The organism is Kitasatospora sp. NPDC002543 (genome assembly GCF_053594915.1).
In genome coordinates this window covers 14494-36706 of the sequence record NZ_JBSFWR010000035.1, presented here as the reverse complement: position 1 = coordinate 36706, position 22213 = coordinate 14494, and the positions used below count along the sequence as shown (strand labels likewise).

The 22213-nt window shown below is 73.7% G+C and carries 26 protein-coding genes; 15 read left to right on the top strand and 11 right to left on the bottom strand.

Annotated elements, in window-relative coordinates:
• The first annotated feature begins 16 nt into the window (after positions 1-16).
• Genes ACWD4P_RS17125 through ACWD4P_RS17110 form a run of 4 tightly spaced genes read left to right on the top strand, consistent with a single transcriptional unit; the run spans position 17 to position 1807 of the window.
• Positions 17-208, top strand: a complete 192-nt coding sequence (locus ACWD4P_RS17125; protein ID WP_189916289.1) for a hypothetical protein — start codon at positions 17-19, stop codon at positions 206-208.
• Positions 208-543, top strand: coding sequence for a hypothetical protein (locus ACWD4P_RS17120; RefSeq protein ID WP_359829401.1), 336 nt, complete (start codon positions 208-210; stop codon positions 541-543). Before ACWD4P_RS17125 ends, ACWD4P_RS17120 begins: the two co-directional genes overlap by 1 nt.
• Complete coding sequence (locus ACWD4P_RS17115; protein WP_449780126.1) at positions 540-1169, top strand: DUF6286 domain-containing protein; 630 nt, start codon at positions 540-542, stop codon at positions 1167-1169. The genes ACWD4P_RS17120 and ACWD4P_RS17115 overlap by 4 nt, the downstream gene beginning before the upstream one ends.
• Complete coding sequence (locus tag ACWD4P_RS17110) at positions 1166-1807, top strand: alkaline shock response membrane anchor protein AmaP (protein ID WP_449780125.1); 642 nt, start codon at positions 1166-1168, stop codon at positions 1805-1807. The genes ACWD4P_RS17115 and ACWD4P_RS17110 overlap by 4 nt, the downstream gene beginning before the upstream one ends.
• 4 nt (positions 1808-1811) lie before the next feature.
• Here the strand turns inward: ACWD4P_RS17110 and ACWD4P_RS17105 are convergent, their stop codons facing one another.
• On the bottom strand, positions 1812-2573 hold the full coding sequence (locus tag ACWD4P_RS17105) for an SDR family oxidoreductase (protein ID WP_359829398.1): 762 nt from the start codon (positions 2571-2573) through the stop codon (positions 1812-1814).
• Between the two features lie 109 nt (positions 2574-2682).
• Between ACWD4P_RS17105 and ACWD4P_RS17100 the strand changes: the two genes are divergently transcribed.
• Together ACWD4P_RS17100 and trxA are read left to right on the top strand one after the other, a co-directional pair.
• Positions 2683-3090 (top strand): MerR family transcriptional regulator, encoded by a 408-nt coding sequence (locus ACWD4P_RS17100; RefSeq protein WP_449780124.1) that lies wholly within the window; start codon positions 2683-2685, stop codon positions 3088-3090.
• 3 nt (positions 3091-3093) lie between these two features.
• Positions 3094-3426 (top strand): thioredoxin, encoded by a 333-nt coding sequence (gene trxA, locus ACWD4P_RS17095; RefSeq protein ID WP_449780123.1) that lies wholly within the window; start codon positions 3094-3096, stop codon positions 3424-3426.
• On the opposite strand, the gene ACWD4P_RS17090 is transcribed toward trxA, so the two are convergent.
• Positions 3423-4220, bottom strand: coding sequence for an SURF1 family cytochrome oxidase biogenesis protein (locus ACWD4P_RS17090; protein WP_449780122.1), 798 nt, complete (start codon positions 4218-4220; stop codon positions 3423-3425). The two genes, trxA and ACWD4P_RS17090, sit on opposite strands and share 4 nt — an antisense overlap.
• 31 nt (positions 4221-4251) lie before the next feature.
• Positions 4252-5247, bottom strand: coding sequence for a DEDDh family exonuclease (locus tag ACWD4P_RS17085; RefSeq protein WP_359821115.1), 996 nt, complete (start codon positions 5245-5247; stop codon positions 4252-4254).
• A gap of 125 nt (positions 5248-5372) precedes the next feature.
• On the opposite strand from ACWD4P_RS17085, the gene ACWD4P_RS17080 reads away from it, so the two are divergent.
• The 4 genes from ACWD4P_RS17080 (at position 5373) to moaA (ending at position 9722) form a co-directional block, all read left to right on the top strand.
• Entirely contained in the window at positions 5373-6416 is a 1044-nt protein-coding gene (locus ACWD4P_RS17080; RefSeq protein WP_359821112.1) for a zinc-dependent alcohol dehydrogenase family protein, read from the top strand.
• A gap of 279 nt (positions 6417-6695) precedes the next feature.
• Positions 6696-7052 carry a DUF485 domain-containing protein gene (locus ACWD4P_RS17075; protein ID WP_449780121.1) on the top strand — a complete coding sequence of 119 codons (357 nt, stop codon included), beginning with the start codon at positions 6696-6698 and terminating at the stop codon, positions 7050-7052.
• Positions 7049-8656: a solute symporter family protein gene (locus ACWD4P_RS17070; RefSeq protein ID WP_449780120.1), complete on the top strand. Its 1608-nt coding sequence runs from the start codon at positions 7049-7051 to the stop codon at positions 8654-8656. Before ACWD4P_RS17075 ends, ACWD4P_RS17070 begins: the two co-directional genes overlap by 4 nt.
• Before the next feature lie 76 nt (positions 8657-8732).
• Positions 8733-9722 (top strand): GTP 3',8-cyclase MoaA, encoded by a 990-nt coding sequence (moaA, locus tag ACWD4P_RS17065; RefSeq protein WP_359821106.1) that lies wholly within the window; start codon positions 8733-8735, stop codon positions 9720-9722.
• Here moaA and ACWD4P_RS17060 read toward each other — a convergent pair.
• The 6 genes from ACWD4P_RS17060 to ACWD4P_RS17035 all read right to left on the bottom strand — a co-directional run bounded on the left by ACWD4P_RS17060 (position 9719) and on the right by ACWD4P_RS17035 (position 15801).
• Positions 9719-9979, bottom strand: a complete 261-nt coding sequence (locus ACWD4P_RS17060; protein WP_449780119.1) for a hypothetical protein — start codon at positions 9977-9979, stop codon at positions 9719-9721. The genes moaA and ACWD4P_RS17060 overlap by 4 nt on opposite strands.
• 267 nt (positions 9980-10246) lie before the next feature.
• Positions 10247-10639, bottom strand: a complete 393-nt coding sequence (locus ACWD4P_RS17055) for a DUF3099 domain-containing protein (RefSeq protein ID WP_449780118.1) — start codon at positions 10637-10639, stop codon at positions 10247-10249.
• 223 nt (positions 10640-10862) lie between these two features.
• Complete coding sequence (locus tag ACWD4P_RS17050) at positions 10863-11411, bottom strand: RNA 2'-phosphotransferase (protein ID WP_449780143.1); 549 nt, start codon at positions 11409-11411, stop codon at positions 10863-10865.
• 31 nt (positions 11412-11442) lie between these two features.
• A complete protein-coding gene (locus ACWD4P_RS17045) occupies positions 11443-12921 on the bottom strand; it encodes a metallopeptidase TldD-related protein (RefSeq protein WP_359821098.1) in 1479 nt (492 codons plus the stop codon).
• Positions 12921-14474 carry a TldD/PmbA family protein gene (locus ACWD4P_RS17040; RefSeq protein WP_449780142.1) on the bottom strand — a complete coding sequence of 518 codons (1554 nt, stop codon included), beginning with the start codon at positions 14472-14474 and terminating at the stop codon, positions 12921-12923. The genes ACWD4P_RS17045 and ACWD4P_RS17040 overlap by 1 nt, the downstream gene beginning before the upstream one ends.
• A 181-nt stretch (positions 14475-14655) precedes the next feature.
• Positions 14656-15801, bottom strand: a complete 1146-nt coding sequence (locus ACWD4P_RS17035) for an MBL fold metallo-hydrolase (protein WP_449780117.1) — start codon at positions 15799-15801, stop codon at positions 14656-14658.
• Positions 15802-16113: 312 nt separating this feature from the next.
• Between ACWD4P_RS17035 and fabG the strand changes: the two genes are divergently transcribed.
• Both fabG and fabI read left to right on the top strand, forming a co-directional pair.
• Positions 16114-16833, top strand: coding sequence for a 3-oxoacyl-[acyl-carrier-protein] reductase (gene fabG / locus ACWD4P_RS17030; protein WP_449780116.1), 720 nt, complete (start codon positions 16114-16116; stop codon positions 16831-16833).
• Between the two features lie 2 nt (positions 16834-16835).
• The gene (gene fabI / locus ACWD4P_RS17025) at positions 16836-17603 is read left to right on the top strand and encodes an enoyl-ACP reductase FabI (RefSeq protein ID WP_359821092.1); all 768 of its coding nucleotides are present in this window, start codon (positions 16836-16838) and stop codon (positions 17601-17603) included.
• A gap of 82 nt (positions 17604-17685) precedes the next feature.
• Here fabI and ACWD4P_RS17020 read toward each other — a convergent pair whose 3' ends face one another.
• On the bottom strand, positions 17686-18360 hold the full coding sequence (locus tag ACWD4P_RS17020; RefSeq protein ID WP_359821090.1) for a FadR/GntR family transcriptional regulator: 675 nt from the start codon (positions 18358-18360) through the stop codon (positions 17686-17688).
• Positions 18361-18496: 136 nt separating this feature from the next.
• Here ACWD4P_RS17020 and ACWD4P_RS17015 point away from each other — a divergent pair, with 136 nt between their 5' ends.
• From ACWD4P_RS17015 to ACWD4P_RS17005, 3 genes are all read left to right on the top strand, one after another.
• Complete coding sequence (locus ACWD4P_RS17015) at positions 18497-19786, top strand: CynX/NimT family MFS transporter (RefSeq protein ID WP_359821088.1); 1290 nt, start codon at positions 18497-18499, stop codon at positions 19784-19786.
• 105 nt (positions 19787-19891) lie between these two features.
• Positions 19892-20014 carry an SGM_5486 family transporter-associated protein gene (locus ACWD4P_RS17010; RefSeq protein WP_359821086.1) on the top strand — a complete coding sequence of 41 codons (123 nt, stop codon included), beginning with the start codon at positions 19892-19894 and terminating at the stop codon, positions 20012-20014.
• Between the two features lie 111 nt (positions 20015-20125).
• The gene (locus ACWD4P_RS17005; protein WP_449780115.1) at positions 20126-20653 is read left to right on the top strand and encodes a SixA phosphatase family protein; all 528 of its coding nucleotides are present in this window, start codon (positions 20126-20128) and stop codon (positions 20651-20653) included.
• Between the two features lie 134 nt (positions 20654-20787).
• On the opposite strand, the gene serB is transcribed toward ACWD4P_RS17005, so the two are convergent.
• The gene (gene serB / locus ACWD4P_RS17000; RefSeq protein WP_359821081.1) at positions 20788-22044 is read right to left on the bottom strand and encodes a phosphoserine phosphatase SerB; all 1257 of its coding nucleotides are present in this window, start codon (positions 22042-22044) and stop codon (positions 20788-20790) included.
• Positions 22045-22213: the final 169 nt, after the last annotated feature.

The window sequence follows — 22213 nt, the reverse complement described above, 5'->3', positions numbered from 1 at the left end:
AGACGAGGGAGTAGCGATGAACCTGGCCATCGTCGGCCTGGTGGTGGGCATGGCCCTCGGCTTCGCCGGGTACTTCGGCGGGTTCGCGGCCTTCCTGCTGGTGGCCGCGCTGGGGCTGGTCGGCTTCGTGGTCGGACGCCTGCTGGAGGGCGACATCGAGTTGGGCGAGCTCGGAGACCTGCTCCGCGGCCGCGACCGGCGCCGTTGATGGCGGGGCCGGGCACCGCGCCGGGGCGCCGGGGCCGGCTCCGGGTCGGCGACCGGGTGTACGCCCGGATCGCGGCCAGGGCCGCCCGGGAGGTGCTGGCCGGAGCCTGGCCCGCCGGACGGGCGAAAGGAGCGCCGCCGCACGTCTCGGTGACCGTACCGGGGAGCACGGTGACCGTCCGGGTGGCCCTGGAACTGCCGTTCCCCTCGGACGTCGCGGCGCTGGCCGGAGCGGTGCGGCAGCGGATCGCGGAGCGGGTGGCGGGACTGACCGGGACGAGGGTGTCGGACGTGGTCGTCGTGGTCGAGAAGCTGGTGACGGGAGGCACCTCGTGACCGGGGAGGAACCCGCGGCCCAGGACGCGCGGGGCGCCGGTCCGGGGCGGGCGAGACGGCTGCGCGCACCCCGGACGGCCGCGGCGGCGCTGGTGGCGACGGGGGTGCTGGTGATCGCGGGAGCCCTGCTGTACGACGTGGTCGCCGTCCGGGTGGGGCAGCCGGCACGGCGGTGGCGGGCACAGATCGCGGACGAGCTGGCGACCCGCCACCTCGACGACCTGGCGGTGCTGGTGGGAGCCGGCACGGCCACCGTGCTCGGCGGGTGGCTGCTCTGGCTCGCCGTCGCACCCGGGCTGCGGCGGTGGCTCGCCCTGCGGCCGTACGGGGGGACGAGCGCGGCCATCGACCGGGCCGGGATCGGACACCTGCTGGCGGACCGGGCGGCCGGCCTGGACGGGATCGACCACCTGCGGATCAGGGTCGGGCGGCGGCGGGTCCGGGTCTCGCTGACGGGCGTCGCGCCACCGGCCCTGGTGCAGCGGCAGCTGCGGGACGAACTGGACCGGGTGGGGCTGGGGCGGCCGCTGCGACTGGACGTGCGGACGGCACGGGGAGCCGCGGGCGTGGTGGAGGAGCACCCGGGCGGGGGCGGCGCGGACGGCGGTGAGGGAGTGGCGCGGTGAGGAGGACGGTCGTCAACCGGGTGATGCTGGCGGCGGTCGGGGTGGTGCTCGCGGGAGCCGGGGCGCTGGTGCTGGCGGGCGGGCTCGACCTGTACCGCCGACTGGGCGTGCACCCGCCGCAGTGGTGGCCGCTGACCTCGCCGGACCAGCCGGTGGTGAGCGCGCGCTCGCGCGGCCGGTGGGTGGGGTCGGCGTGGTGGTGGCCCACGGTGATCGGCGGGCTGGCCGTCCTGGTGGCGGGGATGGCGTGGTGGCTGGTGGCGCAGCTGCGGCGCACCGGGCTGTCGAGCATCGAGGTGCCGACGCCGGGAGTGAGCGGGCTCCGGCTGCGGGTCGGCGCGCGGGCCCTGGAGGAGGCGCTGGAGAACGGGACGGCGGTGCTGCCGGAGGTCGAACGGGCCGGGGTGCGGCTGGTGCGGGCGCCGCGGCACCCGCGGCTGCGCGGGGCCGTGCGGTTGCGGCCGGGCGGCGACCCGGCCGCGCTGGTGGAGCACTTCGAGGACGGGCCCCGGGCCGATGCCCGCGGGAGCCTGCGGCTGGCTGACCTGCCGGCCGACCTGCGGATCCGGGTCCTGCAGGCGGCCCCCGCCGAGGCGCGGCGCGGGCGGCGGGGGCGGCGGCAGCCGAGGGTGGAGTAGCGGCTCAGAGGGGGCGGAGGGCGCCGCCGTCGACGGGGACCATGACACCGGTCAGGTAGGAGGCGGCGGGGGAGAGCAGGAAGGCGGCGACCTTGCCGAACTCCTCGGGAGTGCCGTAACGGCGCAGCGGGATGGCGGCGCCGGCCTGGGCCCGGGCCGCGTCGGGGTCCGGGGCGAGGGCGTCGAGCTCGCGGACCCGGTCGGTGTCGATCCGGCCCGGGAGCAGGCCGAGCACACGGATGCCGCGGGGACCCAGCTCGTCCGCGAGGGACTTGGCGGCCATGGCGAGGCCCGGACGCAGACCGTTGGAGATGCCCAGGCCGGGGATCGGCTGGCGGACGGAGCTGGAGAGCACGAAGGCGATCGCGCCGCCGTCGGGAAGCGCGGCGGCGGTGGCGCGGGCGAGCCGCAGGGCGCCGAGGAAGACGGACTCGAAGGCGTCCCGCCAGGCCTCCTCCGGGGTGGTCGCGACCGGACCGGCCTGGGGGCCGCCGACGCTGATCAGGATGCCGTCCAGACGGCCGAAGTGGTGGCGGGCCTCGGCGACGAGGCGCTCGGCCGTGTCGGGGGCGGCGTTGTCGGCGACCAGGCCGCGGGCGGTGCCGAGGGTTGCGAGCTCTGCGACGGCGGCGTCGACGGCCTGCGGGGTGCGGCCGCTGACGAGGACGCGGGCGCCGTCGGCGACGAGTTCGCGGGCGGTGGCGAGGCCGAGGCCCCGGGTGGCGCCGGTGACGATGTAGGCCTTGTCTTTCAGTCCGAGATCCATGGGGACATAGTGCCTCGCCCCGCGGGGGGCCGTGCGGGGCGGGGGCTGGCGTTGACGTCGGGGGGAAGGTTTACGGTCGTGGCCGGAAGTGCGGGAGGAGTGGGGCGGCATGCGGATCGGGGAGCTGGCGGAGCGGGCGGGGACGACCACGCGGGCGTTGCGGTACTACGAGCAGTTGGGTTTGTTGCCGGCCCGGCGGGCGGGCAACGGGTACCGGGCGTACGACGAGGGGGATCTGCGGTTGCTGCGGGAGATCCGGATGCTGCAGGACTTCGGGTTCGGGCTGGAGGAGACCAGGCCGTTCGTGGAGTGTCTGCGGGCGGGGCACCCGGAGGGGGACTCGTGCCCGGCCTCCCTGGAGGTGTACCGGCGGAAGTTGGGGGAGCTGGACGAGTGCATCGCCCGGCTCCAGGAAGTGCGGGCGAGTGTGGCGGGGCAGTTCGACCGGGCCGTGCGGGCGCGGGACGAGTTGGCCGTCGCACTGGACCCGCCCCTGTGCGAACTGGTGAAGGAGTAGACGGTGGTGGAGATCACGGGTGTGCCGGCGGTGACGGACGACACGTTCGCCGCGGAGGTGCTGGCGGTCGACGGGCCGGTGCTGGTGGATTTCACGGCGGACTGGTGCCCGCCGTGCCGGATGATGGCGCCGGTGCTGGCGGACATCGCGCGGGAGGAGGCGCACCGGCTGCGGGTGGTGAGCGTGGACGTGGACCGCAATCCGCGGACGCAGGCGGCGTACGGGGTGCTGTCGATGCCGACGCTGGTGGTGTTCCGGGGCGGGCAGCCGGTGCGGTCGGTGGTGGGGGCGCGGGCGAAGGCGCGGCTGCTGCGGGAGCTGGAGGACGTGCTCTAGGCGGGGACGGCGTCGAGGGGGACCTCGGCCTCGGCGGCCTGCTTGGCGCGGTCCTTGGCCTCGCGGCGGGCGAGGACCCAGACGCCGACCGGGATCATCGCGGTGAACAGCCACCACTGGATGGCGTAGGCCATGTGCGGGCCGATGTCGGAGTGGTTGGGCTCGGGGATCAGCTGGGGCTGGTCGGCCGGGGCCGGGGTGGTGCCGGTGAGTTCGAGGTAGCCGCCGAGGAGGGGGGCGCCGGTCCGCTGGGCCTGCTCGTCGGTGTTGATCAGGTTGAACTGGCGGTCCGGCAGGCCGGCGCGGTCCTTGATGCCGCTGGCGCCGTACGTCTCCTCGGCGCGCAGGCGGCCGGTGAGGGAGACCTCGCCGTCGGGGGCGGCCGGGACGGGCGGGTACTCGGTGGCCCCGGTGCCGGAGGCGACCCAGCCGCGGTTGACCAGGACGGTGCCCTTGCCGTCGGCGAGCCGGAACGGGGTCACGACGAAGTAGCCGATGGTTCCGCTGGAGTCGGTCCGCTTGCGGACCACGAACTCGTGTGCCGGGTCGTACTGTCCGGTGGCGGTCGCCGCGCGCCAGGTGAGGTCCTTGGGGACCGCGAAGCCGGGGGTCGGCGACAGGGTGTCGAAGGGGACCGGCGCGGCCGTGAGGGCCTGGCCGATCAGCTCGTTCCGGGCCACCCGGGCCTCGTGGCGGTGCAGCTGCCAGAAGCCCAGCTTGATCGTCGCGGGGATCAGCAGCAGCGCGACCAGCATGGTGATCAGCCACTGTCGGGTCAGCAGAAAACGGTACACATGGGAACGGTACGCCGACCTCACAACCGGCTCACGCACCGGGGTGCGGGGCGACCTCGCGCAGCAGTTGGAGGAAGGCGTCCTCGCCGACGACGGGCGTGCCGACGTCGCGGGCCTTGCGGGCCTTGCCGCTCCAGCTGTCCGGTTCGTTGGTGACCAGCAGGCTGGTGAGGCGGCTCACCGAGGTGGCGATGTGCAGTCCGGCCTCGACCGCGCGGTCCTCCAGGACCTCGCGGTCGGTGGCGGTGTCGCCGGTGATGGCCACCCGCATGCCCTGGACGAGCGGCTTGCCGTCCTCCCAGCGCCCCGGGTTGGGGTACGGGCAGGGCGGGCGCTTCTTGGCCTGGCGGTAGGTGGAGCCGGTCCAGGTGCTGCGGCCGGGGGAGGCGGGCTCCTCCTCGCCGAGGTCGGTGACCGCGACGCAGTTCTGCAGCGGCAGCGGCACGCCGCCGTCGCGGGCGAGGTGCAGGCTGGGGCGGAAGGCCTCGGCGAGCACCCGGGCGTCGTCCAGGGCGTTGTGGGCGTGGCGCTGCCGGACGCCGAAGTGGGCGGCGAGCGAGGACAGCTTGCCGTTGGGCAGCGGCAGGCGCAGGTCGCGGGAGAGGACCATGGTGCACAGCCGCTGCTCGACCGGGGCCCGCAGGCCGGCCCGGGAGAACTCGCGGGAGATCATGTTCCAGTCGAAGAGCGCGTTGTGCGCGACCAGCACGCGGTCCCGCAGGCGCGCGGCGAACTCGTCGGCGATCTGCGGGAACGTCGGGGCGGTGGCGAGCAGTTCGGCGGTGAGGCCGTGGATCCAGACCGGGCCCGGGTCCCGTTCGGGGTTGACCAGGGTGTACCAGTGGTCGACGACGTCGCCGTCGGCGTCCAGCTGGTAGACGCCCGCCGAGATGACGCGGTCCGAGCGGCCGAGACCGGTGGTCTCGACGTCGACGACGGCGAAGCCCCCTCCGGGCACGGCGGAGCGCTGCGCGGGGACCGGGGCGGTCCGCGGCACTCCGTGGGTCTCGGGCTGGATCGGTTGCATGGTCCAACAGGATAAGGGGCCCGGCGGGGGGCTCCGGCCGGAATGTGGCGACCGGCGGCCGGAATAGAGTGGCCGGTGGGGGCGTCGTACACCTGGTCGAGATCGTTTCAGCTAAGGAAAAGCGCATGCGTGCCACCGTGATCCACGGCCCCAACGACATCCGGATCGAGGAAGTCCCGGACCCGGTCATCCAGCATCCGACGGACGTGGTGCTCCGGGTGGTGAACGCCTGTATCTGCGGCAGCGACCTGTGGGCCTACCGCGGGGTGGCGCAGCGGGTGGCCGGCCAGCGGATCGGGCACGAGTTCCTCGGCGTGGTCGAGGAGGTCGGTGCCGAGGTGCGCGGCTTCGCCAAGGGCGATCTGGTGGTGGCGCCGTTCGTCTGGTCGGACGGGTCGTGTGACTTCTGTCTCGAAGGCCTCCAGACCTCCTGCCCGCACGGCGGGTTCTGGGGGCAGGTCGGTTCGGACGGCGGCCAGGGCGAGGCGGTGCGGGTGCCGTTCGCGGACGGGACGCTGGTGAAGCTGCCGAAGGAGGCGGCGGGCGACGAGAAGCTGCTGCCCGGGCTGCTGGCGCTGTCCGACGTGATGTCGACCGGGCACCACGCGGCGGTCTCGGCGCGGGTGCGGCCCGGGGCGACGGTCGCCGTGGTCGGCGACGGCGCGGTGGGCCTGTGCGGCGTCCTGGCCGCGCACCGCCTGGGCGCGGGCCGGATCATCGCGCTGGGCCGGCACACGGCCCGGACGGAGCTGGCCCGCCGCTTCGGCGCGACGGACGTGGTGGCGGAGCGCGGCGAGGCCGCGGTCGAGGCCGTGAAGGAGCTGACCGGCGGCCAGGGCGCGCACGCGGTGCTGGAGGCGGTCGGCACCGAGGAGTCGATGCGGACGGCCCTCTCGATCGCCCGGGACGGTGGCGCGGTGGGCTACGTCGGGGTGCCGCACGGCGGCAGTGCGGGCGTCGACATCGGCCAGATGTTCGGCCGGAACGTTTCGCTGAACGGCGGTGTCGCCCCGGCCCGCGCGTACATCCCGGAGCTGCTGCCGGACGTGCTCTCGGGCGCCATCGAGCCGGGCCTGGTCTTCGACCGGACCGTCGACCTGGACGGGGTGCCCGACGGCTACCGCGCGATGGACGACCGTTCGGCGCTGAAGGTGCGCATCGCGTTCTGAGTCACCGGTTCCCGGCGCCGGCCCGTGTCGCCCCCCCAGGGGTGCGGCACGGGCCGGTGCCGTGTTCCGGGAGGGGCTGGAGGGACGTGGCGTCACTGGGATGGGCTGCTTTTCGGCCAATCGGATGGTGCGAGGGGGTGAACGCTCGACTGATCGCGGTCAACCCCTTCCGGGGCGGGCAGGACGCTCCTAGCATTGCGCGGCGCCAGACCTGTGACGCCCCTCACGTTCGATCGTTCCCCCCGTGTGACAAATACGCCGAAGGAGTGAGGAGACAGCGTGGATTCGCCGCCGCTCACCACCGCCGCCACGGAAGCCCAACTCATCGACGACAGCGAGGAGTTCCGTACCCTGCGGCGCTCGTTCCGGAGCTTCGCCTTCCCGGTCACCATCGGCTTCGTACTCTGGTACCTGCTGTACGTCCTGCTCTCCTGCTACGCCCCGGGGCTGATGCGCACCAAGGTCTTCGGGCACGTCAACGTGGCCCTGGTGCTCGGGCTGCTGCAGTTCGCGACCACCTTCGCCATCGCCGCCTGGTACGCCCGCTACGCGGACCGGCGGATCGACCCGGCCGCCGCGGCGATCCGCGAGGCGCACGGCGCCGTCGTCCACGCCCCCCGGGAGTCCGCCGAATGAGCCTGCTCGCCAGCTCCGCCACCGAGCACCGCGGCCTGACCATGACCCTGTTCGGCGTCTTCGTCCTGGCCACCCTCGCCATCACCGTCTGGGCCGGCCGGCAGACCCGCAGCGCCTCCGACTTCTACGCGGGCGGCCGCGGCTTCACCGGCTTCCAGAACGGCCTGGCCATCTCCGGGGACTACATGTCCGCCGCCTCCTTCCTCGGCATCGCCGGAACCATCGCGCTGGCCGGCTACGACGGCTTCCTCTACTCGATCGGCTTCCTGGTCGCCTGGCTGGTCGCGCTGCTGCTGATCGCCGAACCGCTGCGCAACTCCGGCCGGTTCACGATGGCGGACGTGCTCGCGTTCCGGATGCGCCAGCGCCCGGTGCGCACCGCGGCGGGCGTCTCCACCATCGTGGTGTCGATCTTCTACCTGCTCGCCCAGATGGTCGGGGCCGGCACCCTGGTGGCCCTGCTGCTCGGGGCCGAGGGGAACGCCGCCAAGCGCTGGACCATCGTCGGGGTCGGCGCGCTGATGATCGTCTACGTGGTGATAGGAGGGATGAAGGGCACCACCTGGGTGCAGATCGTCAAGGCGGTGCTGCTGATCGCCGGCGCCGCGCTGATGACCGTCCTGGTGCTGGCCAAGTACCACTTCAACCCCTCCGAGCTGCTCGGCGCGGCGGCGAGCGCCAGCGGCAAGGGCGAGGCCTTCCTCCAACCCGGGCAGAAGTACGGCAGCGGCACCGCCAAGCTCGACTTCATCAGCCTCGGCATCGCGCTGGTGCTCGGCACCGCCGGCCTGCCGCACATCCTGGTCCGCTTCTACACCGTGCCCACCGCCAAGGCGGCCCGGAAGTCGGTGCTCTGGGCGATCGGCATCATCGGCGTCTTCTACCTGATGACCCTGGCGCTCGGCTTCGGCGCGGCCGCGCTGGTCGGCTCCAAGGCGATCAAGGGGGCGAACGCGGCGGGCAACACCGCGGCCCCGCAGCTGGCCGAGGCGCTCGGCGGGGGCGCCGGGAGCACGGGCGGGGCGATCCTGCTCGCGGTGATCTCGGCGGTCGCCTTCGCCACCATCCTGGCCGTGGTCGCCGGGCTCACGCTGGCCTCCTCGGCCTCCTTCGCCCACGACCTCTACGCCAACGTGATCCGGCGGGGCAAGGCGAGCGAGAAGGAGGAGGTGCTGTCGGCGAAGTGGGCCGCGGTCGCGATCGGGGCGGTGGCGATCGTGCTCAGCCTCTTCGCGGACAAGCTCAACACCGCGGCGCTGGTCGCCCTGGCCTTCGCCGTCGCCGCCTCGGCGAACCTGCCCACCCTGCTCTACTCGCTGTTCTGGAAGCGCTTCACCACCGTCGGCGCGGTCAGCTCGGTCTACGCCGGACTGATCTCCTCGGTGACACTGGTGGTCTTCTCCCCGGTGGTCTCGGGCGCGAAGACCTCGCTCTTCCCGCACTCCGACTTCCACTGGTTCCCGCTGGAGAACCCCGGCCTGGTCTCCATCCCGGTCGGCTTCCTGGCCGGCTGGCTCGGCACGCTGCTGTCCACGGAACGGCCCGACCCGGCGAAGTACGCTGAACTCGAGGTCCGCTCGTTGACCGGGCTGGGCGCCCATTGATCGTCCCGCGATGACTATGCTGGCCCGGCCCGCCGTGACGGTGGCCGGGCCGGCCGCATCTCGGGGAAGGACGCACGTGCTGCTCGACACCTTCGGACGCCAGGCCGTCGACCTGCGGGTCTCCCTCACGGACCGCTGCAACCTGCGCTGCACCTACTGCATGCCGGAAGAGGGCCTGCAGTGGCTGGCCAAGCCGGACCTGCTGACCGACGAGGAGATCGTCCGGCTGGTCACCGTGGCCGTGCGCGACCTGGGCGTGCGCGAGGTGCGCTTCACCGGCGGTGAACCGCTGCTGCGCCCCGGGCTGGTCGCCGTCGTCGCCGCCTGCTCGGAACTGGAACCGCGCCCGGAGCTCTCGCTGACCACCAACGGCATCGGCCTGGCCCGCACCGCGACGGCGCTGCGCGAGGCCGGTCTGGACCGGGTCAACGTCTCGCTGGACACCCTCGACCCCGAGGTGTTCCACACCCTCACCCGCCGCCACCGCCACCAGGACGTCCTGGACGGGCTGGCCGCCGCCGAGGCCGCCGGACTGGCGCCGGTGAAGCTGAACGCGGTGCTGATGCGCGGGGTCAACGAGCACGAGGCGGCCGACCTGCTGGCCTGGTGCCTGGAGCGGGGCTACGAGCTGCGCTTCATCGAGCAGATGCCGCTGGACGCCCAGCACGGCTGGGACCGCGCGTCGATGGTCACCGCGACGGAGATCCTGGAACTGCTGCGGGCCCGCTTCACGCTCACCCCGGAGCCGTCCGGGCGCCGGGGCGCGGCACCCGCCGAGCGCTGGCTGGTGGACGGCGGCCCGGGCCGGGTGGGCGTGATCGCCTCCGTCACCCGGCCGTTCTGCCGGGCCTGCGACCGCACCCGGCTGACCGCCGACGGCCAGGTGCGCAACTGCCTGTTCGCGACCGGGGAGACCGACCTGCGCACCGCGCTGCGCTCGGGCGCGGACGACGCCGAACTGGCCGCGCTGTGGCGGGCGGCGATGTGGGGCAAGAAGGCGGGCGCCGGGATCGACGACCCGGAGTTCCTCCAGCCCGACCGGCCGATGTCCGCGATCGGCGGTTAGGACGCGCCCTGGGCGGGCCTGCCGGAGGCCTCGGAGCCTTCGGAGTCCTCGGGGGTCCAGTCGGCGAAGGCGACGACCTCCTTGAGGAAGCCGCGCACCCCGAGGAACTGGGACAGGTGCTCGCGGTGCTCGTCGCAGGCGACCCAGGTCTTGCGGCGGTCCGGGGTGTGCAGCTTGGGGTTGTTCCACACCAGTACCCAGCCGGCGTCCGTCCGGCAGCCCTTGGCGGAGCAGATCGGGGTCTGCGGGGTGTCCATCGGGGCCGTCCTCAACGATGTGGCGGGTGACGTCTGCACCGCCAGTCTGTCACGCCCGCGCGGCCCGGCCGGATCCGGACATGGCGACGCCGGGCAGCCACGGGGGGAGCCGCCCGGCGTCGGTCCGTCGCTCCGACGGGGGATGCGGAGCGCGTACGCAGTATGTCACGCCAAGACCCTCGGTTGGGGAGGTCTTGCATGATTAATCTGAGCTTCTTTTGAGCTTTCGCTGAGCCGGACCGGGCCGAAGTGGCATGAAACGGATGGTCAGTTCACGTCCTGTGAAGGATCGGTGGGAACGGCCTTTGCCTCTCCTGTACCGGCCTTCGCATCCGCCCCACCCCTCCCGCCCATCCCACCGGGGCCGAGCATCAGCGGGGTGTCGAGCGGGATGTCGAAGGTGCTCGGCAGCCCGGGCGCCCGCTCCCGTCCCGCGTTGGCGATCAGCACCGCGAAGTACGGCAGCAGGACGGCGCCCGCCAGCGCGACGAACGCCAGCACCCGCTGGACGTCCCACAGCACCACGGCGAGCAGCACGCAGGCCGTCCGGACCAGCATCGAGACGACGTAGCGGCGCTGACGCCCCCGGACGTCCTCGGTGAGACTGCTGCGCGCCCCCGTGATCCGGAAGACGTGCCCGCCGTCGGCGCTCTTGCCCATGTGTCCTACCGCCCTCGTCGCGCACCCGCGCGCCTGGCCGCGCGGCCTCCTCACGGTACGCCCGGGCGCGGGCGGCGACGAGACCGGGTGCGGCGGACCCACCCGACCGGGTGTGCGAAGGGCCTGTCCGGCGGAGCGGACAGGCCCTTCGGTGGTCCCGGTACTGCGGAGGGTGCTACGTGGCGGCACCGGGGCGGTTGCCGGTGCGGTGCCGCCGGGGGCGCTACGAACGCCGGGAGAGGTACTGCGGGGGCACGGCGGCGGTGAGCCAGACGCCGTTCTCGCTGAGCCGGAACTCGTGGCCGGCCGCCGTCATCGCCGCCGCGTGCACGGTCAGCACCACCGGCCGGCCGTGCCGGGCGCCGACCCCGGTCGCCGTCTCGGTGTCCGCCGAGAGGTGGACGTCCTGGCGGGCCATCGGGCGCAGGCCCTCGCGGAAGATCGCCGCCAGGTGCCGGTCGGCGGTGCCGTGGTACAGCACGGGCGGCGGCGTGGCGGAGGCCAGGCCGAGGTCGACCGCCACCGTGTGGCCCTGGTTGGCGCGGATCGAGAGGCCGTCCGCCGAGTAGCCGAAGCGGCGCTTGTTGTTCGTCGCCACGACGTGGTCCAGCTCGGCCCGGGTGAGCGGCCGGCCCCGGGCGGCGAGCGCCGACAGCAGCTCGTCCACCCGGACCCAGCCGGCCCCGTCCAGCGTGACCCCCACCAGCCCGGGCTCGTGCCGAAGGATGCGTGACAGCATCTTGCTCGACCTGACCAGGCGCTTCTCGTCCATCATGTCTCTCGTATCCCCCGTTGGTCAGCGGCTAAGAGGCCTGGCTGACCGAACTCATGTTGAAGTCCGTGACACGCACGGGTGGCATCGCGGTGCGGGTGACGTTGTCGCTCCACTCGCGGGGCAGGCAGCGTTCGGTGCGGCCCACCTCGGTGATCCTGTTCAGCATGTCCACCGGGGACTCGTTGAACCGGAAGTTGTTGACCTCGCCGACGACCTCGCCGTTCTCCACCAGGTAGACGCCGTCCCGGGTGAGCCCGGTGAGCAGCAGCGTCGCCGGGTCGACCTCGCGGATGTACCAGAGGCAGGTGAGCAGCAGGCCGCGCTCGGTGCGGGCGATCATCTCCTCCAGGGTCGGCGCCGACTCCTGGTCGGCCGTCTCCAGGACGAGGTTGTCGATCGCCGGGCGCAGCGGCAGACCGGTGAGGGCGGCCGCGTGGCGGGTGGTGATCAGGTCGTTCAGCACGCCCTCGCGGATCCACTCGGTGGCGGCGATCGGCTGGCCGTTGTCGAAGACCGAGTAGTCCCCGCCGCTGGAGTGGGCGAGCACGAACGGTGCGGCCTCCAGGCCGGGCTCGCGCGGGTCGGAGCGCAGCGTCAGCGGCAGGCCGCTGAGCTTGTCGCCGAGCCGGGTGCCGTCCGCCCGGGGCCCGTCGCCGCGCTCGCCCTCGTTCTCGTCCGAGGCGCTCTGCGCCGCCGCCTGCGGAGGCTTGGAGAAGACCGTCCGGCCCTCCTGGGCGTCCCGGCCGTTGGAGGACCAGTTGAGGACGGTCAGCAGGTCGGCGACGGCCGAGGGCGGCAGCAGCGTCTCGTACCGCCCGGCGGGCAGCTCGATCTTGCGGGCGCCCCAGCCGAGCCGCCTGGTCAGCTCGGTGTGCAGGGCGGTGACGTCGATGTCGGTGAAGTCCCGGGTGGACGCGCCCACCCAGGCCGAGCTCGACAGGTCGGCGGTCTTGGCGTTGATCTCGACCATGCCGGTGGGCTGGTCGTGGCGCAGCCGCAGGCCGGTGGAGCTGCCCAGGTAGCTGGAGGTCATCTCGTGCCGGGCGAAGCCGTACAGCAGCTCGCCCCGGGCGGCGGCGCGGGCGAAGGCCTCGCCGAGGGCCGGGCCGAAGGCGTCGAACACCTCGATGGAGGTCAGCGCGGGTGGCTCGGTGAAGTCGGGGGAGGAGGGCCGGCCGGCGACCAGCGGCTGGGCGTCCTCGGCCGGTCCGGCGGCGCGGGCGGCCTCCTCGGCGGCCCGGACGAGGCCCTCCACCTCCTCGGCGGTGACGGCCTCGCGGGAGACCACGCCGGAGGCGGTGCCCTCGGCGCCGGCCACGGTGGCGATCACGGTGAGGCGGCGGCTGCGGGTGACGCCGTTGGTGGTCAGCGTGCCTCCCGGCTTGTTCCCGGGGGCGGCCCAGCGCAGGTTGGCGGTGGACTCCTCGTCGGCGATCACCACGCAGCCGTCGGCGCGGGAGAGGCCGAGCGCCAGCTCGACGAGTTCGTGGGGGTGCTTCGCGGTCATCAGCGACCCGCCTCCTGCTGGGTGTTGAGCACGTTGACGTCGCGGAACAGCGCCGAGGGGCAGCCGTGGCTGACCGCCGCGGTCTGCCCGGGCTGCGCCTTGCCGCAGTTGAAGGCGCCGCCGAGGACGTAGGTCTGCGGGCCGCCGACCGCCGCCATCGAGCCCCAGAAGTCGGTGGTGGTGGCCTGGTAGGCGAAGTCCTTGACCTGGCCCGCGAGTTCGCCGTCCTTGATGGCGTAGGCGCGCTGCCCGGTGAACTGGAAGTTGTACCTCTGCTGATCGATGGACCACGAACGGTCGCCCACGATGTAGAGGCCGTTCTCGACCTGGGCGAACAGGCCCTCGGTGTCCGGGCCGCCGGCGGCCGGCTGGAGCGAGACGTTGGCCATCCGCTGCACCGGGACGTGCGCGGGGGAGTCCGCGAAGGCGCAGCCGTTGGAGCGCTCGAAACCCGTCAACCCGGCGATGCCCCGGTCGAGTTGGTAGCCGACCAGGACGCCGTCCCGGATCAGGTCCCAGGACTGGGTGGCCACCCCCTCGTCGTCGTAGCCGATGGTGGACAGGCCGTGCTCGGCGGTGCGGTCACCGGTGACGTGCATCAGCTCGGAGCCGTACTTCAGGGAGCCGAGCCGGTCGAAGGTGGCGAAGGAGGTGCCGGCGTAGGCCGCCTCGTAGCCGAGCGCGCGGTCCAGCTCGGTGGCGTGGCCGATCGACTCGTGGATGGTCAGCCAGAGGTTGGTCGGGTCGACGACCAGGTCGTAGCGGCCCGCCTCGACGCTCGGGGCCCGCATCTTCTCGGCCAGCAGGGCGGGCAGTTCGGCGAGTTCGGCGTCCCAGTCCCAGCCGGTGCCGGTCACGTACTCGTAGCCGCGGCCGACCGGCGGGGCCAGCGTCATCATCGAGTCGAAGGCGCCGGTGCGCTCGTCGACCGAGGTGGCCTCCAGGTCGGAGTAGACCCGGATCCGCTGCTGGGTCGTCACCGTGCCGGCGGTGTCCGCGTAGAACTTGTTCTCCTGGACGGTCCGCAGGGCCGCCCGGACGTGCGAGACGCCGTCGGCGGCCAGCAGCCGGGAGCTGCGCTCGGCGAGCAGCGCGGTCTTCTCGGCGTCCGGCACCTCGAAGGGGTTGACCTCGTACGCGGAGACCCAGGTGACGTCCCGGTACACCGGCTCGTCGGCCAGCTCGACCCTCGCGGTGGAGCCGGCCGCCCGGCTGATCCCGGCGGAGAGCCGGGCCACCGCCACGGCCTGCTCGGCGACCCCGGCCGCCGCTTCGGGGGTGAGGTCGACACCGGCTGCGAAGCCCCAGGCGCCGTCCAGCAGCACCCGGACGGCGAAGCCGAGCTGCACGCTGTCGGAGGTGCCGGCCGGACGCGCGTCGCGCAGCCGCCAGGAGGCGCTGCGGATCCGCTCCAGGCGGAAGTCGGCGTGGCTCGCGCCGAGCGCGCGGGCCCGGGCGAGGGCGGCGTCGGCGAGGGGCCGCAGCGGCAGGGCGAGGAACAGCGGGTCGACGGCGCGTCCGTGCGGCGCGCCGGAACGATCGGCCGGAGGGATCGGGGGCAATCGGGCTCCCAGGTCGCGGAGGGTGGCGGTGCGGGGCCAACAGGGGCGCCCGCACCGCATCATTTCCCGTCCACCGGGTTTCCGGCCAGCGCATTTCGACCGGTGCGCCGTGGTTTCGGCCAGTGCGGTCCGGCCCGCCGGCGCCCGCGCCCCGGTGGTCCGGCGGCGGCCGTCAGCCGACGGCCTCCCACCAGCCGTCCAGCTCCGGCGGGTTGTCGACGTCGACCCGCTCGCCGGGGCGCGGCACGGCCAGCGGGACGGCCTGCTCCTTGGCGGCCTTCACCAGTCGCTCGACGGGTTCGGCCCACGGGTGCAGGCCCAGGTTGAAGGTGCACCAGTGGACGGGCACCAGCAGACCGGCGGTCAGGTCCCGGTGGGCGAGGACGGCGTCCTCGGGGGTCATGTGGATGTCCGCCCAGGCCGCGTCGTAGGCGCCGATCTGGACCAGCGCGGCGTCGAACGGGCCGTGCTGCGCGCCGATCCGGGCGTAGCCCTCGAAGTAGCCGGAGTCGCCGGTGTAGAAGACCTTGCGGTTCGGGCCGGCGACCACCCAGGAGCCCCAGAGGGTGGTGTTGCGGGTCAGGCCGCGGCCGGAGAAGTGGTGCGCGGCGGTCAGGGTGAGCACCAGGTCGCCCAGGTTGCAGGTCTCGTCCCAGTCCAGCTCGATGATCCGGTGCTCGGGGACGCCCCAGCGGCGCAGGTGGGCGCCGATGCCGAGCGGCACCGCGAAGGGCGCGGACTGGCTGCGCACCAGGCGCTTGACCGTCGCCATGTCGAGGTGGTCGTAGTGGTCGTGCGAGATCAGCACCGCGTCGACCTGCGGCAGTTCCTCCAGCCCGACCGGCACCGGGTGCAGCCGCTTGGGGCCGATGTGCGCGGCGGGGGAGCAGCGGTCGCTCCAGACCGGGTCGAGCAGCACCCGGAAGCCCTCGAGCTCCACCAGCGTGGAGGCGTGCCCGTACCAGGTGACCTCCACGCCCTCGGCGGCCGGCCCGGGCGGGGCCGCGGGACGGACGGTCGGCACCGGATGGGCGGGGACGCGGCCGGCCCGCTCGAACAGCATCCGGCGGGCGGTGGCGCCGTCGAAGCCGGGGGCGTCGGTGGCGCGGGCGAGCGAGGAGGGCGCGTTGTGGAAGACGCCGTCGCGGTACTGCGGGGAGTTGCGCACCCGCTCCTCGCGCTCGCCGTCCGGCCGCCGCCCGAACGCCGCCGGCAGGTCGCGCAGCGACCACGCGGCCGCGCCCAGGCCGGCCGCCAGGGCGGTGAGGGCCAGCAGTCGTCCGCGTCGGTGGGTGCTCCCGGGCCGTGCCTTGGTCATCCGCTCTGCCTTCGTCGCTCGCCGGGATCGTCGGGGATCGGTACGGCCGGTCCCGGGCCGGCCCGCACCACGGGGGCAACGGGTGCGCCCGCCCGTGTTGTTCCCGTACAGTCGCCCCGATCCGGGCGGCGCCCGGGCCTGGGAGATGTCCGCCGCCGCCGCGGCCGGGACGGGTACGGATTGTCGGATTGCGACAGATCCGCCGGGGAGGCGCTGTGGGAGCCCGATGCGCCGCCGCCGCCGACCGCCCGATAGCGTCACACTGCGTACGCATTCCGACGTACGTGCTCACACACGGAGAGAGGTGGATCGTTGAGCCGCTCGGTTCTCGTCACCGGAGGAAACCGGGGCATCGGCCTCGCGATCGCCCAGGCCTTCGCCGAAGCGGGCGACAAGGTGGCCATCACCAGCCGCTCGGGCGAGGTGCCCGAGGCGCTGGCCAAGTACGACGTCCTCGCGGTCCGCTGCGACATCACGGACGCCGGGCAGGTCGACGCCGCCTTCACCGAGATCGAGCAGAAGCACGGCGCGGTCGAGGTGCTGGTCGCCAACGCGGGCATCACCAACGACACCCTGCTGCTGCGCATGTCGGAGGAGGACTTCACCTCCGTCCTGGACACCAACCTGACCGGCGCCTTCCGGGTGGTCAAGCGCGCGTCCAAGCTGATGATGCGCGCCCGCAAGGGCCGCGTCGTGCTGATCTCGTCCGTGGTGGGCCTGGCCGGCTCCCCGGGCCAGGCCAACTACGCCGCCTCCAAGGCCGGCCTGGTCGGCTTCGCCCGGTCGCTGGCGCGCGAGCTCGGCCCGCGCAACATCACCGTCAACGTGGTCGCCCCCGGCTTCGTCGACACCGACATGACCGCCGTGCTCAGTGACGAGCGCCGCGCGGAGATCGTCTCGGGCGTGCCGCTGGGCCGCTACGCGGCGCCCGCCGAGGTCGCGGCCACCGTGCGGTTCCTCGGGTCGGACGAGGCCGCGTACATCACTGGAGCCGTCATTCCCGTCGACGGCGGATTGGGCATGGGTCACTGATCATGAGCGGAATCCTCGAAGGCAAGCGGATCCTGATCACCGGTGTGCTGATGGAGTCCTCCATCGCCTTCCACACCGCCAGGCTGGCGCAGGAGCAGGGCGCGGAGATCATCCTCACCGCCTTCCCGCGCCCCAGCCTGACCGAGCGGATCGCCAAGAAGCTGCCGCACCCGGTCAAGGTGCTGGAGCTGGACGTCTCCAACCCGGAGCAGCTGGCCGGCATCGCCGACCAGGTCCGCGAGCACCTGCCGACCCTGGACGGCATCGTCCACTCGATCGGCTTCGCCCCTCAGGACGCGCTGGGCGGCAGCTTCCTGGACACCCCGTGGGAGTCCGTGGCCACCGCGATGCACGTCTCGGCGTACTCGCTGAAGTCGCTGACCACGGCGCTGCTGCCGCTGATGCAGGACGGCGGCTCGGTGGTCGGCCTGACCTTCGACGCGCAGTTCGCCTGGCCGCAGTACGACTGGATGGGCCCGGCCAAGGCCGCCCTGGAGTCGACCAACCGCTACCTGGCGCGCTACCTGGGCGACCGCGACATCCGCTGCAACCTGATCTCGGCCGGTCCGATCGGCTCGATGGCCGCCAAGTCCATCCCGGGCTTCGGCGACCTGGCCGACACCTGGAACCACCGCTCCCCGCTGAAGTGGGACCTGAGCGACCCGGAGCCGGCCGGGCGCGGCATCGTCGCGCTGCTGTCGGACTGGTTCCCGAAGACCACCGGCGAGATCATCCACGTGGACGGCGGCCTGCACGCCATCGGCGCCTGACGCTCCGCCCGTACGCCGCTGCCCGGCACCCTCCCGAGGGGGTGCCGGGCAGCGGCGTTCCGTCGTCCGGCGGCGGGGCCGCTCAGGCCTCGGCGGTGGCGCAGGAGACGTTCACCCGGCCGGCCTCCAGGGCGGCGAGCTCGGGCTCGCCGGCCCGGATCGCCTCCAGGATGGCGTGGTGGCCGATGTAGCGTTCGGCGACCAGCTCGGGGCCGACGTCGTGCCGCAGGAGCTCCCGGGTGGCCTCGCCGAGGTCGGCGTAGACGGCGAGCAGGACGTCGTTGTGGGCGGCGGCCACGACGGCCTGGTGGAACGCGGCGTCGGCCTGGACGAAGTCCTCGGCGCCGCCGGAGTGCCAGGCGGCCTCGCGCCGGGCCAGGGCGCCGTCCAGCAGCTCCAGGTCGCGCGGGGTGCGGCGGCGGGCGGCGAGGGCCGCCGCGGAGGTCTCCAGGGCCGCCCGCAGCTCGGCGACCTGTCCCTGGTCGGCGTCGGCGAAGCGGCGGTGCATCACCCCGGCCAGCTCGCTGGTGGCCAGGACGTAGGTGCCGGAGCCCTGTCTGATGTCGAGCAGTCCGTTGTGGGCGAGGGCGCGGACGGCCTCGCGGACGGTGTTGCGGGCGACGCCGAGCTGCTCGACCAGGGCGGCCTCGGTCGGGATGCGCGAGCCGACCGGCCACTCCCCGGAGGTGATCTGGGCGCGCAGCTGTGCGATCACCTGGTCGGACAGCGGGGTGCGCCTCGGGGAGGTCAGCGCCACGGGGGACTCCTTGACGGCTACGGCTCGGGTGGGGCCTGGGTGGGAGGTGGCCGGTGGATGAACGGTCGGCACGGGTCGGCACATCATGCCAATTCCGAGGTGCATCAATTCATCCCATCATTCTATGATGCTCCACATGCCCGCAGCAGACACCACCACTTCCGACCGGACCGAGAGCCGGACGCCGACCGCCGAGCGGCCCGCCGCCGCCGGCCCGGCCACGTACCTGGGCTGGCTGTTCGCCATCGCGATCGCCGCCGCCGCCCTCAACCTGCGCCCCGTGGTCACCAGCCTCGGACCGCTGCTCGACCAGGTCCGCGAGGGCCTCGGGATGAACCCGACGCTCGCCGGGCTGCTCACCGCCGTCCCGACCCTGTGCTTCGCGCTGTTCGGCTTCGCCGCACCGGCCGCGGCCCGCCGGATCGGCCCGATCGCGGTGATCACGGCGGGGATGGGCGCGATCACGGCCGGCGTGCTGGCCCGCTCCTTCGCCGGCGGCACGGTGGTGTTCCTGCTGTTCACCGCGCTCGCCCTGGCCGGCGTGGCGGTCTCCAACGTGCTGCTGCCGGTGGTGATCAAGCGGTACTTCCCGGAGAAGGTCGGTCCGATGATCGGCCTGTACTCCATGGCGCTGTCGGCCGGCACCGCGCTGGCCGCCCTCGTCAGCGTGCCGCTGACCAGCTCGCTCGGCGGCAACTGGCGCCACGGCCTGGGCAGCTGGGCCGCCCTGGGCGCGATCGCCCTGGTGCTCTGGCTGCCGCTGCTGATCGCCAAGCGCGAGCGCGGCGAGCGGGCCGGCGGCGCCGCCGCCCCCGCCAAACTGCCGATCACCCGCAGCCGCACCGCCTGGGCGATGGCCGGGTTCTTCGGCCTCCAGGCCACCGGCGCGTACGTGGTGATGGGCTGGCTGCCGAAGATCTTCCAGGACTCGGGCATCGACAAGGGCACCTCCGGGGTGCTGCTCGCCGTCACCATGGTGATCGGCGTGCCGGTCTCCTTCGTGCTGCCCAACCTGGCCGCCCGCCGCGGCGACCAGCGGCTGTACGTGGTCGTGCTGGCCGCCTGCGGCATCGCCGGGTACGCCGGCCTGGCGTTCGCCCCCGCCGGGGCGCCGTGGGTCTGGGCGATCCTGGTGGGCCTGTCCAACTGCGCCTTCCCGCTGGTGCTGACCATGATCGGGCTGCGCGCCCGGACGGCCGGCGGGGTGGCCCAGCTGTCCGTCTTCGCCCAGGGCGTCGGCTACCTGATCGCCGTCCCCGGCCCGATCCTGATCGGCCGGATCTACGACGTCACCGGCGAGTGGTACTGGCCGCTGGGCTTCCTGGCGCTGCTGCTGGTGCCGCAGATGCTGTTCGGCCTGCGCGCGGCGCGGGCCCGGTACATCGAGGACGAGGCGACGCACCCGGCGGTGCCGGCCGGGGCCTGACCCGGCCGCGGGCCGAGGTCCGCGCCCGGCCGGGAAGGTCAAGGCCGGGCCAAGGGGGCGGGGTCAGCCGACGGCGGGCGTGTTCGGGGTGGGAGAATCCCGGACATGCCCGTTCTCGATCCCAACCCCACCGACGGCCGCAAGCAGCTCGGCCGCATCGCCCTCGCCTTCGCCGCCATCGCGGTGCTGGTGTCGATCATCGCCACCGTCGCCGCCAACCTCGGCTGACCGGCGTCCCCGCGCCGGGCGACGCCCGGCGCGGGGACGCCGTGCCACCGGGAGCGGCGGCACCCGGGGGTGTCGCGCCGCCGGGCCGCTTTTCTGCCAAGCTTGCTGGGTATGAGCGCCGACACGCCCCGCAGGATCATCGTTCTCCGCCATGCCAAGGCCGACTGGCCGAACGGCGTGGACGACCACGACCGGCCGCTGGCCGACCGGGGCCGTCACCAGGCCCCGGACGCCGGCCGCTGGCTGGTGGACTCCGGCATCAGCCCCGACTACGTGGTCTGCTCCACCGCGCTGCGCACCCGCGAGACCTGGAAGCTGGCGGTGCACGAGCTCCCGCAGCGGCCGCACCGGACGGTGTACGAGGAGCGGGTCTACGAGGCCAGCCCCGGAGAGATCATCGCCGTCCTCCAGGAGACCCCGGAGGAGTACTCGGACGTGGTGCTGGTCGGCCACAACCCGGGTGTGCTGGGCCTGACCCAGGTGCTGGCCGGGGACGCGGGGGACCGGGACGCGCTGGAGCGGCTGCGGCTCGGGGGCTTCCCGACGGCGGCGATCGCGGTGCTCAGCTTCAGCGGCTCCTGGAAGGGCGTCGAGCCGGGCGTGGCCGAGCTGGTCTCGTACCACACACCGCAGGACTGACCTCCGGAACGTACATGAGGGGCGCGCGGATTGGATCCGCGCGCCCCTCTGGTGCGTCTCCCGCCCGGTCGGGGTGCTCCCGGCCGGGCGGACGTGCCCACCCGGGCGGACGTGCCCACCCGGTCGGGGTGTGCCTACTCGGTCGGGGTGCCGTGCAGCGCGTCGGCCGCCTCGACCTCCTCGCGGGTGATGCCCAGCAGGTACAGCACGGTGTCCAGGAACGGCACGTTCACCGCGGTGTCGGCGGCCTCCCGCACCACCGGCTTGGCGTTGAACGCCACCCCGAGGCCGGCCGCGTTCAGCATGTCCAGGTCGTTGGCGCCGTCGCCGATCGCCACCGTCTGCTCCAGCGGCACCTTCGCCCGCTCGGCGAAGCGGGCCAGCCAGCGGGCCTTGCCCGCCCGGTCCACGATCTCGCCGACCACCCGGCCGGTGAACCTGCCGTCCACCACCTCCAGGGTGTTCGCGGCCGCGAAGTCCAGCCCCAGCTGCTCCACCAGGTGGTCGGTGACCTGGGTGAAGCCGCCGGACACCACCGCGACCTGGTAGCCCAGGCGCTGGAGCGTACGGATCAGGGTGCGCGCGCCCGGCGTGAAGCGGACCTCGGCGCGGACCTTCTCCGTCACCGAGGCGTCCAGCCCGGCCAGCAGCGCCACCCGGGCCCGCAGCGACTCGGCGAAGTCCAGCTCGCCGCGCATCGCCGCCGCCGTCACCGCGGCGACCTCCTCCTCGCAGCCCGCGTGGGCGGCGAACAGCTCGATCACCTCGTCCTGGATGAGCGTGGAGTCGACGTCCATGACCACCAGGCGCTTGGCCCGGCGCTCCAGCCCGGCGGCGACCACCGCGACGTCCACCCGCTGGGTGGCCGCCTCCTGGGCCAGCGCGGCCCGCAGCTCGTCGGTGGCCACACCGGAGACGGCCAGCTCGACCGCCGTCACCGGGTACTTCGCGAGCCGGAAGACACGGTCGATGTTGCCGCCCGAGGCGGTGATCCGGGAGGTGAGCGCGGAGACGGCGGCGGCGGTCAGCGGGTTGCCGAGCACCGTGACGTGCGAACGGCCCTCGCGGCGCGGCCGGTTGTCGCCGATGCCGGAGAGGATCTCGGCCTGGAGCTTCTGCTCGTCGGCCCAGCGGTGGACGGTGGCCCGCAGCCCGCCCTCGTCGCCGGGCGCGGGGGGCGGGGTGACCAGGGCGCACAGCGTGATGCGCCCACGGGTGACGACCTGCTCGATGTCGATCACGTCGACGCCGAAGCCGGCCAGCGTCGCGAAGAGGCCGGCGGTGATGCCGGGACGGTCCTTGCCGAACACCTTGACGAGCAGGGTGCGCTCGTCCGCGGTCCGGTGCTGGGCGGCGGGGAGGGGCTCAGCGGCCAGGGGCGATGCGTTCATGGTGCCTCCCACGCTACCGGGCGTCCGGGGGCCCGGGAGCACCCGTCCCACCTCGCGGGACGCCGCTGGTCCGGGCTCGGTAGCAGCCTGGTCACAGTCACCAGGGCTGACTTTCACCGGCGGTCGGCGGGCTGGAATGATTCCCCCCGTCAGTCGCAGGAACATCGCA

Coding starts and splice junctions, on each gene's coding strand:
- ACWD4P_RS17080 (WP_359821112.1), top strand. CDS start 5,373: ATGCGTGCCACCGTGATCCACGGCCCCAACGACATCCGGATCGAGGAA.
- ACWD4P_RS17125 (WP_189916289.1), top strand. CDS start 17: ATGAACCTGGCCATCGTCGGCCTGGTGGTGGGCATGGCCCTCGGCTTC.
- ACWD4P_RS17120 (WP_359829401.1), top strand. CDS start 208: ATGGCGGGGCCGGGCACCGCGCCGGGGCGCCGGGGCCGGCTCCGGGTC.
- ACWD4P_RS17010 (WP_359821086.1), top strand. CDS start 19,892: ATGCCCGTTCTCGATCCCAACCCCACCGACGGCCGCAAGCAGCTCGGC.
- ACWD4P_RS17050 (WP_449780143.1), bottom strand. CDS start 11,411: ATGGACGAGAAGCGCCTGGTCAGGTCGAGCAAGATGCTGTCACGCATC.
- ACWD4P_RS17055 (WP_449780118.1), bottom strand. CDS start 10,639: ATGGGCAAGAGCGCCGACGGCGGGCACGTCTTCCGGATCACGGGGGCG.
- ACWD4P_RS17085 (WP_359821115.1), bottom strand. CDS start 5,247: ATGCAACCGATCCAGCCCGAGACCCACGGAGTGCCGCGGACCGCCCCG.
- fabI (WP_359821092.1), top strand. CDS start 16,836: ATGAGCGGAATCCTCGAAGGCAAGCGGATCCTGATCACCGGTGTGCTG.
- ACWD4P_RS17015 (WP_359821088.1), top strand. CDS start 18,497: ATGCCCGCAGCAGACACCACCACTTCCGACCGGACCGAGAGCCGGACG.
- ACWD4P_RS17035 (WP_449780117.1), bottom strand. CDS start 15,801: ATGACCAAGGCACGGCCCGGGAGCACCCACCGACGCGGACGACTGCTG.
- ACWD4P_RS17105 (WP_359829398.1), bottom strand. CDS start 2,573: ATGGATCTCGGACTGAAAGACAAGGCCTACATCGTCACCGGCGCCACC.
- ACWD4P_RS17070 (WP_449780120.1), top strand. CDS start 7,049: ATGAGCCTGCTCGCCAGCTCCGCCACCGAGCACCGCGGCCTGACCATG.
- ACWD4P_RS17045 (WP_359821098.1), bottom strand. CDS start 12,921: ATGACCGCGAAGCACCCCCACGAACTCGTCGAGCTGGCGCTCGGCCTC.
- ACWD4P_RS17005 (WP_449780115.1), top strand. CDS start 20,126: ATGAGCGCCGACACGCCCCGCAGGATCATCGTTCTCCGCCATGCCAAG.
- serB (WP_359821081.1), bottom strand. CDS start 22,044: ATGAACGCATCGCCCCTGGCCGCTGAGCCCCTCCCCGCCGCCCAGCAC.
- ACWD4P_RS17100 (WP_449780124.1), top strand. CDS start 2,683: ATGCGGATCGGGGAGCTGGCGGAGCGGGCGGGGACGACCACGCGGGCG.
- ACWD4P_RS17060 (WP_449780119.1), bottom strand. CDS start 9,979: ATGGACACCCCGCAGACCCCGATCTGCTCCGCCAAGGGCTGCCGGACG.